General features: G+C 70.5%; 13 protein-coding genes. 6 read left to right on the forward strand and 7 right to left on the reverse strand.

Going from position 1 to position 14291, the window contains the following annotated elements:
• The first annotated feature begins 1 nt into the window (after window position 1).
• Window positions 2-1192 (forward strand): acyl-CoA dehydrogenase family protein, encoded by a 1191-nt coding sequence (locus ACZ7CH_RS22835; protein WP_470374785.1) that lies wholly within the window; start codon window positions 2-4, stop codon window positions 1190-1192.
• Window positions 1193-1239: 47 nt separating this feature from the next.
• Here the strand turns inward: ACZ7CH_RS22835 and ACZ7CH_RS22840 are convergent, their stop codons facing one another.
• The gene (locus ACZ7CH_RS22840) at window positions 1240-2205 is read right to left on the reverse strand and encodes an aldo/keto reductase (protein ID WP_360396282.1); all 966 of its coding nucleotides are present in this window, start codon (window positions 2203-2205) and stop codon (window positions 1240-1242) included.
• Window positions 2206-2362: 157 nt separating this feature from the next.
• On the opposite strand from ACZ7CH_RS22840, the gene ACZ7CH_RS22845 reads away from it, so the two are divergent.
• Complete coding sequence (locus tag ACZ7CH_RS22845) at window positions 2363-3364, forward strand: polyprenyl synthetase family protein (RefSeq protein ID WP_470374786.1); 1002 nt, start codon at window positions 2363-2365, stop codon at window positions 3362-3364.
• A 79-nt stretch (window positions 3365-3443) separates the two neighbouring features.
• Here ACZ7CH_RS22845 and ACZ7CH_RS22850 read toward each other — a convergent pair whose 3' ends face one another.
• Window positions 3444-3746, reverse strand: coding sequence for an SH3 domain-containing protein (locus ACZ7CH_RS22850; RefSeq protein ID WP_360396285.1), 303 nt, complete (start codon window positions 3744-3746; stop codon window positions 3444-3446).
• Between the two features lie 185 nt (window positions 3747-3931).
• On the opposite strand from ACZ7CH_RS22850, the gene icmF reads away from it, so the two are divergent.
• Window positions 3932-7150: a fused isobutyryl-CoA mutase/GTPase IcmF gene (gene icmF / locus ACZ7CH_RS22855; RefSeq protein WP_470374787.1), complete on the forward strand. Its 3219-nt coding sequence runs from the start codon at window positions 3932-3934 to the stop codon at window positions 7148-7150.
• A 185-nt stretch (window positions 7151-7335) separates the two neighbouring features.
• On the opposite strand, the gene ACZ7CH_RS22860 is transcribed toward icmF, so the two are convergent.
• Together ACZ7CH_RS22860 and ACZ7CH_RS22865 are read right to left on the reverse strand one after the other, a co-directional pair.
• Window positions 7336-8016: an MOSC domain-containing protein gene (locus ACZ7CH_RS22860; RefSeq protein ID WP_360396289.1), complete on the reverse strand. Its 681-nt coding sequence runs from the start codon at window positions 8014-8016 to the stop codon at window positions 7336-7338.
• A gap of 4 nt (window positions 8017-8020) precedes the next feature.
• A complete protein-coding gene (locus tag ACZ7CH_RS22865) occupies window positions 8021-8455 on the reverse strand; it encodes a nuclear transport factor 2 family protein (protein WP_470374788.1) in 435 nt (144 codons plus the stop codon).
• Between the two features lie 85 nt (window positions 8456-8540).
• Here ACZ7CH_RS22865 and ACZ7CH_RS22870 point away from each other — a divergent pair, with 85 nt between their 5' ends.
• Window positions 8541-9095: a CGNR zinc finger domain-containing protein gene (locus tag ACZ7CH_RS22870; RefSeq protein WP_360396292.1), complete on the forward strand. Its 555-nt coding sequence runs from the start codon at window positions 8541-8543 to the stop codon at window positions 9093-9095.
• Window positions 9096-9206: 111 nt separating this feature from the next.
• Window positions 9207-10364 carry a hypothetical protein gene (locus ACZ7CH_RS22875; RefSeq protein WP_470374789.1) on the forward strand — a complete coding sequence of 386 codons (1158 nt, stop codon included), beginning with the start codon at window positions 9207-9209 and terminating at the stop codon, window positions 10362-10364.
• A 61-nt stretch (window positions 10365-10425) separates the two neighbouring features.
• On the opposite strand, the gene ACZ7CH_RS22880 is transcribed toward ACZ7CH_RS22875, so the two are convergent.
• Window positions 10426-11079: a hypothetical protein gene (locus tag ACZ7CH_RS22880; protein WP_470374790.1), complete on the reverse strand. Its 654-nt coding sequence runs from the start codon at window positions 11077-11079 to the stop codon at window positions 10426-10428.
• A gap of 156 nt (window positions 11080-11235) precedes the next feature.
• Between ACZ7CH_RS22880 and ACZ7CH_RS22885 the strand changes: the two genes are divergently transcribed.
• On the forward strand, window positions 11236-12810 hold the full coding sequence (locus tag ACZ7CH_RS22885) for a sensor histidine kinase (RefSeq protein WP_470371288.1): 1575 nt from the start codon (window positions 11236-11238) through the stop codon (window positions 12808-12810).
• Between the two features lie 6 nt (window positions 12811-12816).
• Here ACZ7CH_RS22885 and ACZ7CH_RS22890 read toward each other — a convergent pair whose 3' ends face one another.
• The gene (locus ACZ7CH_RS22890) at window positions 12817-13467 is read right to left on the reverse strand and encodes a response regulator (protein ID WP_458431317.1); all 651 of its coding nucleotides are present in this window, start codon (window positions 13465-13467) and stop codon (window positions 12817-12819) included.
• Between the two features lie 173 nt (window positions 13468-13640).
• Window positions 13641-14198, reverse strand: coding sequence for a YceI family protein (locus ACZ7CH_RS22895; RefSeq protein WP_360396300.1), 558 nt, complete (start codon window positions 14196-14198; stop codon window positions 13641-13643).
• Between the last annotated feature and the right edge of the window lie 93 nt (window positions 14199-14291).

Here is a 14291-nt window from a genome sequence, read left to right on the forward strand (position 1 = left end):
CATGGACCGCATCGAAGACCAGCTCGTCGCCGACTTCTACGACTACGAGGCGCTGCTGAGCGACGAGGAGCGCAAGATCCTGCTGCACGCCCGCGAGTTCATGGCCGCCGAGGTCAAGCCGATGGTCAACGAGTTCTGGGCGCGCGGCGAGTTCCCGCTGGAGCTCATCGACAAGTTCCGCGGCGCCGGCCTCACCGCCCTGTCCTACGAGGGCTACGGCGAGCACCCGGCCGCCGTCAGCAACCTGCTCACCGGCATGCTGGCGATGGAGCTCACCCGCACCGACGCCTCGGTCGCCACGTTCTTCGGCGTCCACAACGGACTTGCGATGTACTCGATCTACTCCGGCGGCTCGCAGGAGCAGCGCGACCGCTGGCTGCCCGCCATGGCCGCGATGGACAAGATCGGCGCGTTCGCGATGACCGAACCGCTCGGCGGCTCCGACGTCGCGGGCGGCATGCGCACCACGGCCCAGCGCGACGGCGACACGTGGGTGCTCAACGGCGCCAAGAGGTGGATCGGCAACGCCACCTTCGCCGACTACGTGGTCGTGTGGGCGCGCGACCTGGACGACAACCAGGTCAAGGGTTTCGTGGTCGAGAAGGGCATGCCCGGCTTCACCGCGACCAAGATCGAAGGCAAGATCGCGTTCCGGATCGTCGAGAACGCCGAGATCACCCTCACCGACGTCCGCGTGCCCGAGGCGAACCGGTTGCAGAACATCAACTCGTTCCGCGACGTCGCGGAGATCCTGCGCGCCACCCGCGGCGGTGTCGCGTGGCAGGCGCTCGGCGTGATGATCGGAGCCTACGAGGCCGCGCTCGCCTACGCCCGTGAGCGCGAGCAGTTCGGCCGCCCGATCGCCGGTTTCCAGCTGGTGCAGGACCTGCTGGTGAAGTCGCTGGGCAACATCACCGCCTGCTGGGGCATGCTGGTGCAGCTCGCCCGGCTCCAGGACGCCGGCATCTTCCGCGACGAGCACTCCTCGCTCGCCAAGGCGTTCGTCACCGCGCGGATGCGCGAGGTCGTGGCGTGGGCGCGGGAGATCTTCGGCGGCAACGGGATCGTGCTGGAGCACGACGTGGCGCGGTTCTTCGCCGACGCCGAGGCCATCTACTCGTTCGAGGGCACGCGGGAGATGAACACCCTGATCGTGGGCAAGGCGATCACGGGCGAGAGCGCGTTCGTGTAGGCACGGCGCAGAAGGGCCGCCGGTGGGCACCGGCGGCCCTTGCCATGTCAGCCGTGCCCGGCGACGCGGTGCGGCTGGTAGGCCTGCTCCAGCGAGCGCGCCTCGTCGTCGGTCAGCTCGAAGTCCAGCGCCGCCACCGCGTCGTCCAGGTGCGCGGGCTTCGTGACGCCGACGATCGGCGCCGTCACGACCGGGTTGCGCAGCAGCCACGCCAGCGCCACCTGCGCCCGCGACACGCCCCGCGCGGCGGCGACCGCGGCCACCTGCTCGACGATCGCCCGGTCCGACTCGACGTACAGCGTCGACCCGAACTCGTCGGTCTCCGCGCGTGCGGTCGTGGCGTCCCAGTCGCGGGTCAGCCGCCCGCGCGCCAGCGGGCTCCACGGGATGACCGCGATGCCCTGGTCCGCGCACAGCGGCAGCATCTCGCGCTCCTCCTCGCGGTAGAGGAGGTTGTAGTGGTTCTGCATGGACACGAACCGCGTCCAGCCGTTCGCCCGCTGCGTGTACAACGCCTTGGAGAACTGCCACGCGTACATCGACGAGGCGCCGAGGTAGCGGGCCTTGCCGGACTTCACGACGTCGTGCAGCGCCTCGAGGGTCTCCTCCAGCGGGACGGCGGGGTCGAAGCGGTGGATCTGGTACAGGTCCACGTAGTCGGTGCCCAGCCGGCGCAGCGAGTTGTCGATCTCGGCGAGGATCGCCTTGCGCGACAGGCCGGCGCCGTTCGGGCCGGCGTGCATGCGGCCGTTCACCTTGGTGGCGAGCACGACCTCGTCGCGGCGGGCGAAGTCCTTGAGCGCGCGACCGGTGAACTCCTCAGACGACCCCGCCGAGTAGACGTTGGCCGTGTCGAAGAAGTTGATGCCGGCTTCAAGGGCGTTCTTGATGAACGGCCGGGCCTCCTCCTCCGGCATCGACCACGGATGCGTGCCCAGCGACGGATCGCCGTAGCTCATCATGCCGAGACAGATCTCCGACACGTCCATGCCGGCGAGCTTGGTGTAGCGCACGTTCAGCCCCTCAGGAAAACGACGGTCACGGTCGGGTGATGGCGACAACAACCCGTTCAACATCAACGTAGTCCCGATCGCCGGATCGTGCCCCTTCTCGACACGACAGTGGCTGCGCACCCGGAGGCACCGGCTCGCGGGTCTAGCTTCTGTGGGCATGACGAGCACCGACGTGGTCACCGCGGCGCGACCCGCTGGAGAGGTGCTGGCCTGGAGCCGTGCCGTGGTCGAGGCACCGCTGACGGCCGCCATCGCCACGTTGCCGGACCAGACCCGCGCGGTCGTCGGCCACCACCTGGCCGGGCAGGACCCCCTCGTCGCCGCTCTGGCCCTGCTCGCCGCGGAGTCCGTCGGCAGCGCGGATGCCGCTGTCGAGGTCGCCGTGGCGTTGCAGCTCGCGCACCTGCACGACCAGGTGCACGCCGACCTGATGACCCGCGCGGCCCGCCGCGGCTCCCGGCCGAGCGCGTGGGTGGAGTTCGGCGACCGCCGGGCCGTCTCGGCGGCGGACGCCCTGCTGACGCTCGCGTTCACCCACCTCACCGGGCCCGGGGTGATGGCGCTCAACGCGGCACTGCTGTCCGTTGTGGACGGTTACGTGCGGGAGGTCGAGATGGCCGGACGCCCCGGCGCCGTCGAGGTCACCGAGCACCTGCGCGTCGCCGCCGCCCAGCACGCCTCCCTCGCGGCCTGCGCGTGCGAGCTGGGCGCACTGGCCGCCGGCGCGACCCGTGACCAAGCCGGTCGCCTCCGCGCGTTCGGCGACCACCTCGGCCTGGCGCGCAAGCACGTCGACGACGTCCTCGCCCTGTGGGGCGGCCCCGCGGTCTCCGGCCGTCCACTGCGCGACGACCTGGCGCACGACCGCCGCACGCTTCCCGTGGTGGCCGCGCTGGCCGCCGGTGCCGAGTTGACCGGCTCACCCGCGGAGCAGGCCCGCGCGGTCGAGCAGGCGGGCGGGCGCCGGTGGTGCGAGCAGCAGGCCGGGGTGTTGCTGGACAGCGCGCTCGGTCACCTGCGCGCGGCGGGTGTGCGGCAGCGGGCGGTGGACGAGCTGGCCGGGTTGGCGGTGGCGGTGACGACCGGCCGGTTCTCGCCGGTGCGCGTTCCCGCGGCCGTCGTGCCCGCTCAGGCGACCGCGGACCAGGTACCGTCGTGAGGTGGTCCGGTTGCTCGCTGGTCCTGGTCGGCCACCGTGTTCCGGCAGGACGACCGCCCTGCCGGAACACCGGCCGGAATCAGCTGCAGTAGGCGTACATCAGGTCGTTCTTCGCCCAACCGCGGACACCCGTCGCCACGTTCTGCACCTCGATCCACTCCCAGCCGGACACGGCCTGCCCGCAGGACAGGTACGCGTACTGACCGGGGTAGCCCGAGCCCAGGACGGTGTACCCCGTGCCGGGTCCGGAGCGGATGTTGACGCCGGCGACCTTGAAGTCGCCCGAGTTCTGCAGCGGGTCGGCGCTCGCAGGAGCGGCGACGAGGGTGATGGCAGCCGCGGACACCACGGTGGCGGACGCGAGCATGCGGAACAGAGACATTCGAAACCCCCCAGGTTTGAACGATCTGAATACATGCCTACCGGATCTGTCGCCGGGAGCGCAACCGCCCGCCGAGTCCCGGTCGAGGCGTGCGGAGCACAGTCGGGGTGCCGGGTTCGGGTTCGATACAGAGACCTGGACCACCCTCGGTTGCACGTCCAATAGTAGGAAGTCAAACTATTCTCATGACGACGTCCCTCGCGCCCGCGTTGCACAAGCCGGTCAACCCGGTGCGCTTCGTGACCGCGTCCAGCCTCTTCGACGGCCACGACGCGGCGATCAACATCATGCGGCGCATCCTGCAGGCACAGGGCGCGGAGGTCATCCACCTCGGGCACAACCGGTCGGTCGCCGAGGTCGTGACCGCGGCGGTCCAGGAGGACGCGCAGGGCATCGCCATCAGCGCCTACCAGGGCGGGCACGTCGAGTACTTCTCGTACCTGGTCGAGCTGCTGAACGAGCGCGGTGCCGGGCACATCCGGGTCTACGGCGGCGGTGGCGGCGTCATCGTGCCCGAGGAGATCGAGCTGCTGCACTCCCGCGGGGTCGCGCGGATCTTCTCGCCGCAGGACGGGCAGACGCTCGGCCTCGCCCGCATGATCAACCTGATGATCGAGGAGTGCGACCACGCGCTCACCGCGCCGTTCAGCCACGACGCGCTGCTGACGGGAGCCGACGAGGCCCTGGCGCGCGCGATCACGCACATCGAGGCGGGCACGGTCGAGCCGCTGGAGGCCACGCGCAAGGTCCCGGTGCTCGGCATCACGGGCACCGGTGGCTCCGGCAAGTCGTCGCTCACCGACGAGCTCGTCCGCCGCTTCCGGCTCGACCAGCAGGACAAGCTGCGCATCGCCGTGCTCGCGGTCGACCCGACCCGGCGCCGCGGCGGTGGCGCGCTGCTCGGCGACCGGATCCGGATGAACTGCCTCGACGGCGACCGGGTGTTCTTCCGCTCGCTGGCCACGCGCCGCGCCGGCAGCGAGATCCCGGACGGCCTGGAGCAGGCCATCGTGGCGTGCAAGGCCTCCGGTGCCGACCTGGTCATCGTCGAGACCCCCGGCATCGGCCAGGGCGACGCGGCGATCGTGCCGTTCGTCGACTTCTCGCTGTACGTGATGACGCCGGAGTTCGGTGCCGCGTCGCAGCTCGAGAAGATCGACATGCTCGACTACGCCGACGCCGTGGCGATCAACAAGTTCGAGCGCCGCGGTGCCGAGGACGCGCGCCGCGACGTGGCCCGCCAGATGGTGCGCAACCGCGAGGCGTTCGGCGTGAAGTGGGAGGACATGCCGGTCTACGGCACGTCCGCCGCGACGTTCAACGACGACGGCGTCACCGCGCTCTACCAGTTCCTGCGCGACGGCCTGAAGGAGCACGGCCTGCACGTCGAGGACGGCGCGCTGGCACCGGTCTCCGGCAAGACGTCGACCAGCGCGTCCACCGTCGTGCCCGCCTCCCGCGCCCGCTACCTCAGCGACATCTCCGACACCGTGCGCGGCTACCACCGCCGCACCGAGGAGCAGGTCGCCGCGGTCCGCGCGCACACCCAGCTCACCGCGGCGCAGAAGGCGCTGGAGGCAGCGGGGAAGGGCGTCGCGGACATCGCGGAGCTCGCCTCCGCCGCCGAGCGCGGCCTCGACCGCGACACCACCGACCTGCTCGGTGCGTGGCCCGCGACCGTCGAGCAGTACAGCGGTGACGAGCTCGTGTTCACGGTGCGCGACAAGGAGATCCGCACCAGGCTCACGCGGGAGACGCTGTCCGGCAACCAGGTCCGCCGCGTCAGCCTGCCCCGGTACGACGACGAGGGCTCGCTGCTGCGGTTCCTGCGCAAGGAGAACCTGCCGGGCTTCTTCCCGTTCACCGCGGGCGTCTTCCCGTTCAAGCGCGAGGGCGAGGACCCGGCGCGCATGTTCGCGGGCGAGGGCGACGCGTTCCGCACCAACCGCCGCTTCAAGTACCTGTCGAAGGGCAACCCGGCCACCCGCCTGTCGACCGCGTTCGACTCGGTGACGCTCTACGGCCGTGACCCCGACACCCCGCCGGACGTCTACGGCAAGATCGGCACCTCCGGTGTCTCGATCGCGTCGCTGGACGACATGAAGGCGCTCTACGACGGCTTCGACCTGGTCGCGCCGACGACGTCGGTGTCGATGACGATCAACGGCCCGGCGCCGACGATCCTCGCGTACTTCCTCAACACCGTGATCGACCAGCAGGTCGCGAAGTTCACCGCCGAGGAGGGCCGCGAGCCGTCCGCGGAGGAGCACGCCCGGATCAAGGCGTTCGCGCTGGGCAACGTCCGCGGCACCGTGCAGGCCGACATCCTCAAGGAGGACCAGGGCCAGAACACCTGCATCTTCTCCACGGAGTTCTCGCTGCGCATGATGGCGGACATCCAGGAGTGGTTCATCCAGCAGCAGGTGCGCAACTTCTACTCGGTGTCGATCTCGGGCTACCACATCGCCGAGGCCGGGGCGAACCCCATCAGCCAGCTCGCCTTCACGCTCGCCAACGGCTTCACCTACGTCGAGTCGTACCTGGCGCGCGGCATGAACATCGACGACTTCGCGCCGAACCTGTCGTTCTTCTTCTCCAACGGCATGGACGCGGAGTACAGCGTCATCGGCCGCGTGGCCCGGCGGATCTGGGCCGTGGCCATGCGTGACCGCTACGGCGCCTCGGAGCGGTCGCAGAAGTTCAAGTACCACGTGCAGACCTCGGGCCGTTCGCTGCACGCGCAGGAGATGGACTTCAACGACATCCGCACCACGCTGCAGGCGTTGTGCGCGCTGTACGACAACTGCAACTCCCTGCACACCAACGCCTACGACGAGGCGATCACCACTCCCACGGAGTCGTCCGTCCGGCGCGCGATGGCCATCCAGATGATCATCAACAAGGAGTGGGGCCTCTCGGCCAACGAGAACCCGCTGCAGGGCTCGTTCGTCATCGACGAGCTGACCGACCTCGTCGAAGAGGCCGTGCTGATGGAGTTCGACCGCATCTCCGAACGCGGTGGCGTCCTCGGTGCGATGGAGACCGGTTACCAGCGCGGCCGCATCCAGGACGAGTCGATGCTCTACGAGCAGCGCAAGCACGACGGCTCGCTGCCGCTGGTCGGCGTCAACACCTTCCTGCCGGAGGACGGCACCCGCGAGGTCGTGAAGATCGAGCTCGCGCGCGCCACCGAGGAGGAGAAGGAGTCGCAGGTCGAGCGGACCCGCGCGTTCCAGGCCGCGCACCGCGACGAGGCCCAGAAGGCCCTCGCACGCCTGCGCGAGGTGGCGCAGACGAACGAGAACGTGTTCGCCGTGCTGATGGACGCCGCACGCGTGTGCACGCTCGGTCAGATCACCGAGGCGTTCTTCGAGGTGGGCGGCCAGTACCGCCGCAACATCTGACCCCTGCTTCTGCGAGTACCACCAACTCAACATCAACAGGCACTTTTCTACTACCAGCAGCGCCTCCGACCGCCTGCCGACGCGGTCCTAGTTCGGTGGACGACGAATATGTTGGTAGTAGTTGGCGGCGGTTTGATCAAGGGTTGGTGGTACTTGCAGACGCCCTTGCCGACAGGGGCAAGGGGCTAGACGGCGTAGGGGCGGCCGACGATCCACCCGCCCACCCGGTCGGGCAGCTCGTCGGTCGGCACCAGCTCGACCGGGTCGCCCACGTTCACCACGCCGGGCCGCACCACCCAGCTGTCAAGGCACAGCACCCCGCCGAACTCGTGCCGGATCCGCCGGTGCACGTCCAGGTCCTGCGCCCCGGTGTCGGGGTCGATCGTCGTCACCACGCACCGCGCCCGCTGCCGGTACATGCCGATGACGACGTCGCCGACCACCAGCGCGTGCCCCGGCCAGCTCTCCTCCTCGCCGGCCTCGACCCCGCCGACGAGGATGTTGGGCCGCAGCCGCCGCACGTCCACGCCCGCCGCCGCGACCTGGCCGTCGGTGGCCACCAGGACGTTGAGCACGTCGAAGCGCTCCGGCCCGGTGTAGCGGGTCAGCCGGCCGCCGAACGGCAGCACCCGCTCGTGTGCTTCCCAGCTGTCCCACGGGTGCCCGTCCACGAGCGGGCCGTCCGGCCCGGTCGTCGCGGGGATGGTCAGCAGGCCGTACCGGGTGCGGCCGGTCAGGACCCCGCGCGGGCCCTGCACGTGCACGAGCCGGTCGCCCTCGACCCCGTCGGAGGTGAAGGCCGCCGACTCCAGTTGCTCGCCGCCGAGCGACTTCACCGGGTAACGCCACAGTCCTGAGACGTGCATCGGTCTACTCCGTCGGGAGGTCGTGGGTGGAGGTGGGGTCGACGCGCCGGTCCGCGGCGGCGATCCGCACGTCGTTGATGCTCGCCTCACGCCGGGACATCAGGCCGGACGGAGCGAACTCCCAGTTCTCGTTGCCGTAGCTGCGCCACCACTGGCCGTCGTCGTCGTGCCACTCGTACTGGAAGCGGACGGCGATGCGGTCGTCGCCGAACGCCCACAGCGACTTGCGGAGCGCGTAGCCGTGCTCGCGCTCCCACTTGCGGGTCAGGAACGCGACGATCTCGCCGGTCCCGCGCACGAACTCGGACCTGTTGCGCCACGCCGAGTCCGGTGTGTAGGCGCGGGCCACGCGCTCCGGGTCGCGGGTGTTCCAGGCGTCCTGCGCGGCCTGCACCTTCTGCCGGGCGGTGTCGGCGTCGAACGGTGGCACGAGGGTCACGGCGGCATCCTTTCCAACGGTTGGAAGACGCCGCAAACGTTAGAACATGGCACTAACGGATGCAAGGACGTGTTACCGTTAGGTCGTGTTGCTCACGCCCGACGAACCCCGGCCGGTCCTGCTCATGAACACGATCTGGGCGAACCGGTCGCAGGTGAACGACGACCTGGTGACCGTCGCTGGGCTGAACGGGTTCCTCGGGTTCGCCGCCGGTGAGACCGGCGAGGACGACCTGCGCGCGTTCCGCACGCTCCGCCAGGCCCTGCGGGACCTCGCCGCCGTGCTGACGCAGGACACGCGTGCGGTCGCCCAGGACCGCGACCTCGCGCGGGCCGTCACCGACCTCAACCTCGCCGCCAAGCGCGCCACCGAGTGGCCGCAGCTCGCGGAGGAAGACGGAAAACTGGTGCGGCGCAACGAAGTCGGCGGTTCGCGGGTCGACCGCGCGCTGGCGTCCATCGCGGCCGAGGCGGTGGAGCTGTTCACCGGCGAGCAGCAGGTGCTGTTGCGAGCCTGTTACGCACCAGGGTGTGTGCTCTACTTCGTGAAGGACCACCCGCGGCGGGAATGGTGCTCACCGGGCTGCGGCAACCGGGTCCGCGCGGCCAGGCACTACCGGCGCAACCGGGCGGGCGAGTGAGCGAACCGCCTGGTCCGAACGGGTTTTCCTGATCGCACGGCCTACACGTGAGCCGCCCGAGTTCCGATAAGTGGACAAGGGAGCGCTTTTTTTGTGTGGTGGTGATCCGCGATGTCCCGAGAATCCGTACCAGGCCACGACATCAGCTATCACCTCGTCTGCTTCGACGAGACCGGCAACGAGCGGGGGCACGACAGCGCGGACGTCCTACGCGACGCACGCGCCGGTGTCACCGATGTTTTCTTCTTCGTGCACGGGTGGAACGGTGACGTCCCGGCCGCCCGGCACCAGTACGGCCAGTGGGTCGCGACGATGGCCGCCTGCGGGGCGGAACGTGCGGCGGCGCACCGGCTTCCGGGCGGGTTCCGCGCACTGCTGGTCGGCCTGCACTGGCCGTCGAAGGCGTGGGGCGACGAGGACGTCAGGTCGGAGGAGTTCGTCAGGGTCTCGGCCGCGCGGCTCGGCGGGGGAGCGGCCCGCACGGCCGCGGTGCGCACGATCGTGCAGGCCGCACTGCACCACCCGTGCCGGATGTCGCCCGCCGTCAAGGAGGCCTACGTCTACCTCGAAGGCTCGGTGCCGGACCTGCCGGGCGAGGACGGGATGCCGTTCGACCCCCAGCAGCTCTACCGCGCGTGCCTGGAGGACCCCGCGCTCGGCGGCATCCTGTCGCCGTTGCGGATCCTGACGTTCTGGAAGATGAAACGACGCGCGCGGGTGTTCGGCGACAGCGGTGCGGCCCGGATCGCCCGCGAGGTCGCCCAAGCCGCACCGGACGCGCGCATCCACCTGATGGGCCACAGCTTCGGCTGCATCACCGCGACCGCCATGGCGACCGCGGTGCCGGCGGCGACGCTCACCCTGGTGCAGGGCGCGATGTCGCTGTGGTCGTTCGCGGAACGGCTGCCAGACGAACCGGGAGCCGGTCACTTCCGCGGCGTGCTCGGCCGGGTGCCCGGCCCGATCGTCGTGACCACCTCGGCGCACGACCACGCGATCGGCCGGTTCTACCCGCTGGCCGCGCGGTCGGGCCGGCAGCTCGACCTCGACGCGTACCCGAAGTACGGCGGCATCGGAGCCCATGGCGTGCAAGGCACCTACGTCCACGGCCACCACGTCGGGTCGGTCGGCGACCTGGTCAGGGGTCAGGTGCACAACGTCGACTGCTCGTCGGTGATCCGCCGCGGCGACGGGATCGCGGGTGCGCACAACGACATCTGCCACCCGGAGCTGGCACGCGTGCTGTGGCGGGCCGTGCTGGCCCGCTGACGGGGTCGTGCCCGGTCCCGTGCCGCGGGCTCGACCCCCGCGCGGCACGGGACGGGCACGGTCACCCCGTGCCCAGTCGCAGGACCACCTGCGGCACCAGCGTGCTGCCCAGGCACGGGCGCAGGTCCGCGCGCAACGCGGACAGGCTCACCGGCGGCTGCGCGGGCAGCACCGCCGCACCGACCGTCGCCGCCGTCAGGACGACCCGCTGCATCGCCTGCCCCGCACGGATCTCCGCCGCGGCGCCCTGCGCGAACGTGCACAGCACCAGGTCCTGCCCATCGGGTGTCACGTGCAGCCACGCGCGTTCCACCTCCGCGGCCCGCGACAGCAGCCCGCGCCAGGGGCCCACCCCGGGGAACGTCGTCCACGTGCGACGGTTTGCGCGCAGGGCGTGCATCAGCGCGAGCACGTCCGGGTCCGGGTCCTGGTGCCCGCCCAGCCGCACGGCCGCGGCGGCGTCGTGCGCACCGGCCCCCGGCAGCAGGGTCACCAGCGGGCGGATCCCGTGGCCCTGCAACGCCAGCCGGACGTTCAGCAGCGCCACACCGCACGCGATCCTGGCCTCCCGGCTGTGCGGGCTCGTGGTGTGCAGCTCGATCCGCTCGGGCCGCACCTCGAACCGGACCTGCGGCGCGGCCTGCGTGGCGAGCGCGAGCACCCCGCGCACGTCCTCACCCGCCAGTCCGAGCGATTCGGGCACGACGGTGGTCATGCCCTCACTGTCCGGGCAGCGCGGTGCGCGGACCACGGCCGAAGGTCCTCATTTGCCAGGGCCGTGTGATCGCGGGATGTGTGCGACGCTAGCGGCGTGCCCACCCCTCCCGGCCGCCGTGACCTCGACGAACTGCTCGACGAGGTGCGGGATCGCATGGACGAGATCGTCACCACCCGTGACCACATGCAGGAGCTGCTCGGCGCCGTCCTCGCCGTGGCGTCCGGGCTGGAGCTCGACTCGACGCTGCAGCGGATCGTGCAGGCCGCCGTCGACCTCGTCGGCGCCCGCTACGGCGCGCTGGGCGTGCTGGGGACGCGCGACGACCTGTCCGAGTTCGTCCACGTGGGCGTGGACGCGGAGACGAGCGCGAAGATGGGCCACCTGCCAGAGGGCAAGGGTTTGCTGGGGCTGCTGATCAAGGACCCGACCCCGTTGCGGCTGCACGACCTGGCCCGGCACGACATGTCGGTCGGCTTCCCGCCGAACCACCCGCCGATGCACAGCTTCCTCGGCGTGCCGGTGCGGGTGCGCGACGAGGTCTTCGGCAACCTCTACATGACCGAGAAGATCGACGCCGCCGAGTTCACCGCCGACGACGAGGCGGTCCTGCAGGCACTGGCCGCGGCGGCGGGCATCGCGATCGACAACGCCCGGCTGTTCGAGAAGTCCCGGATGCGGGAACGGTGGCTGGAGGCCATCGGCGAGGTCAACTCCGAGCTGCTGGGCGGCGCGTCCGGTGAGTACGCGCTGCGCCTGATCACCCAGCGGACCGTGGAGCTGGCCTCCGCCGACGCGGCGCTGGTGGTGCTCGGCGACGGCCGGCACGCCCCGCTCGCGGTGGCCGCGAACGCGGGCGCGCGGCTCGGCGACTTCGACCCCGCCGACTACGCCCTCGACGAGGTGGTCCGCACCGGAACACCCCTGCTGTCCGACGACCTCACCGCCGCCTTCGGCTCCGTGCTCGCGGTGCCGCTGCGGTCGGGTTCCGCCGTCACCGGCGCCCTGGTCGTGCTGCGCCGCGGCACCGAGTCCCGCTTCCTGCCCGACCAGGTCCCGATGCTGGCCTCGTTCGCCGACCAGGCGGCGGTGGCGCTGGAGTTCGCGGAACAGCAACGCTCCCAACGGTTGCTGTACGTGCTGGAGGACCGCGACCGCATCGCCCGCGACCTGCACGACCACGTGATCCAGCGGTTGTTCGTCACCGGGCTGACCCTGCAGGCCACCCTGCGCCGCATCACCGAACCGGAGGTCGCCGCCCGCCTGCGCACCGCCGTGGAGCAGCTCGACGAGACCGTGCGCGAGATCCGCACCTCGATCTTCGACCTGCACTCGACCGACAACACCTCGCTGCGCCGCCGCCTGCTCGACCTCGTCGCCGGCCTGACCGAGTCCACGCACCTGTCCCCGGCCGTGCGGATGTCCGGCACCGTCGACAACTCCGTGCCGCCCGAGCTCGCCGAACACGTCGAGGCCGTGGTGCGCGAGGCCGTCACGAACGCCGTGCGGCACGCGGAGGCCACCGAGCTCACGGTGCTGGTCGACGCGGGCGACGACGTGGTGATCACCGTGCAGGACAACGGGATCGGCATCGCACCCGACGTGGCGCGCAGCGGGCTGCGCAACCTCGCGCACCGGGCGGCGCAGTTCGGCGGCACGTTCGCGGTGCGCGCGGCCGACGGCGGGGGAGCGCGCGTGGTGTGGCGGGTCCCGCTGGACCGGTCGTCCTAGCCCGTTCTAGCGGGGCTTCTCGCCGTCCCTGCGGAACTGCGACGCGAACACCGCCGCCTGCGTGCGGCGCTGCATGCCGAGCTTCGCCAGCAGATGTGAGACGTAGTTCTTGACGGTCTTCTCCGCGAGGAACATCCGCTCGGCGATCTGCCGGTTCGTCAGCCCCTCGCCGATGAGGTCGAGCACCGTGCGCTCCTGCTCGCTGAGCACGCGCAGCGGGTCGCCCTCCTCGCGTTCGCGGCGGATCCGGTTGAGCAGGGCGCTGGTCGTGCGCGCGTCGAGCAGCGACTGGCCGGCGGCGACCGTGCGGACCGCGTTCACCAGGTCGGCACCCAGGATCTGCTTGAGCACGAACCCGGAGGCGCCCGCCATGATCGCGTCGAACAGGGCCTCGTCGTCGGCGAAGCTCGTCAGCATCAGGCACTGCAGACCGGGGACGCGGCTGCGCAGCTCCCGGCACAGCTCGATGCCGTTGCCGTCGGGGAGCCGGATGTCGAGCACCGCCACGTCGGCCTGGGCCTCCGGCACCGCGGCCAGCGCCTCCGCGACCGTCGCGGCGTCACCGACCACCTCCAGGTCGGGCTCCTCACCGAGCAGGTCCGCGATGCCGCGGCGGACGATCTCGTGGTCGTCGACGAGGAAAACACGCGTCGCCATGGGGTTCACGGTAGTCCAAGGACACTGCTCCGAGGGGCCTGGAGGCACTCGCCGCACTGGGCCGATCGGGCGTCGTCCGGGGCTGCTGGAACGCGGGAGGCTCGCCCGCTGGAACGCGAAAGGTCCGGGTCGCTGGAAAGCGCCCGGACCTGTCACGACGTGACCTGCTGCGGTCAGCCCTGCTTGATCGCCGAGATCTCGAACTCGAGGACGACCTTCTCGCTCACCAGCACGCCGCCGGTCTCCAGCGCCGCGTTCCAGGTGACGCCGTAGTCCTTGCGGTTGATGGTGTGCGAGCCCTCGAAGCCCACGCGGGTGTTGCCGAACGGGTCCACGGCCACGCCCTCGAACGCGAACGGGATGGTGATCGACTTGGTGACGTCCTTGATGGTCAGGTCACCGGTGATCTCGAAGTTGCCGTCGTCGACCTGCTTCGCGGAGGTCGAGACGAACTTGATCTCCGGGTAGGTCTCGACGTCGAGGAAGTCGTTGGTGGTGAGGTGGCCGTCGCGCTGCGCGTTGCGGGTGTCGATCGTCGCGACCTTCACGGTCACCTCGGCGGTGGTGTTCTCCGGCTTGTCACCGTCGATCTTGATCTTGCCGTCGAACTCGTTGAACGCACCACGAACCTTGGTGACCATCGCGTGGCGGGCGACGAAGCCGATGCGGGAGTGCGACGCGTCGATGACGTAGTCGCCGGTCAATTCGGAGAGGTTGGTGGGCGTGGTCATGGCGGTATGTCCTTCGGTCGGTCGGGTTGGTTGAACTGTCATCTACCTTGCACCAACCATGGATGATGTGTCAACTATTCCCGTATGCTGAGC

The organism is Lentzea sp. NPDC037011, assembly GCF_055607425.1.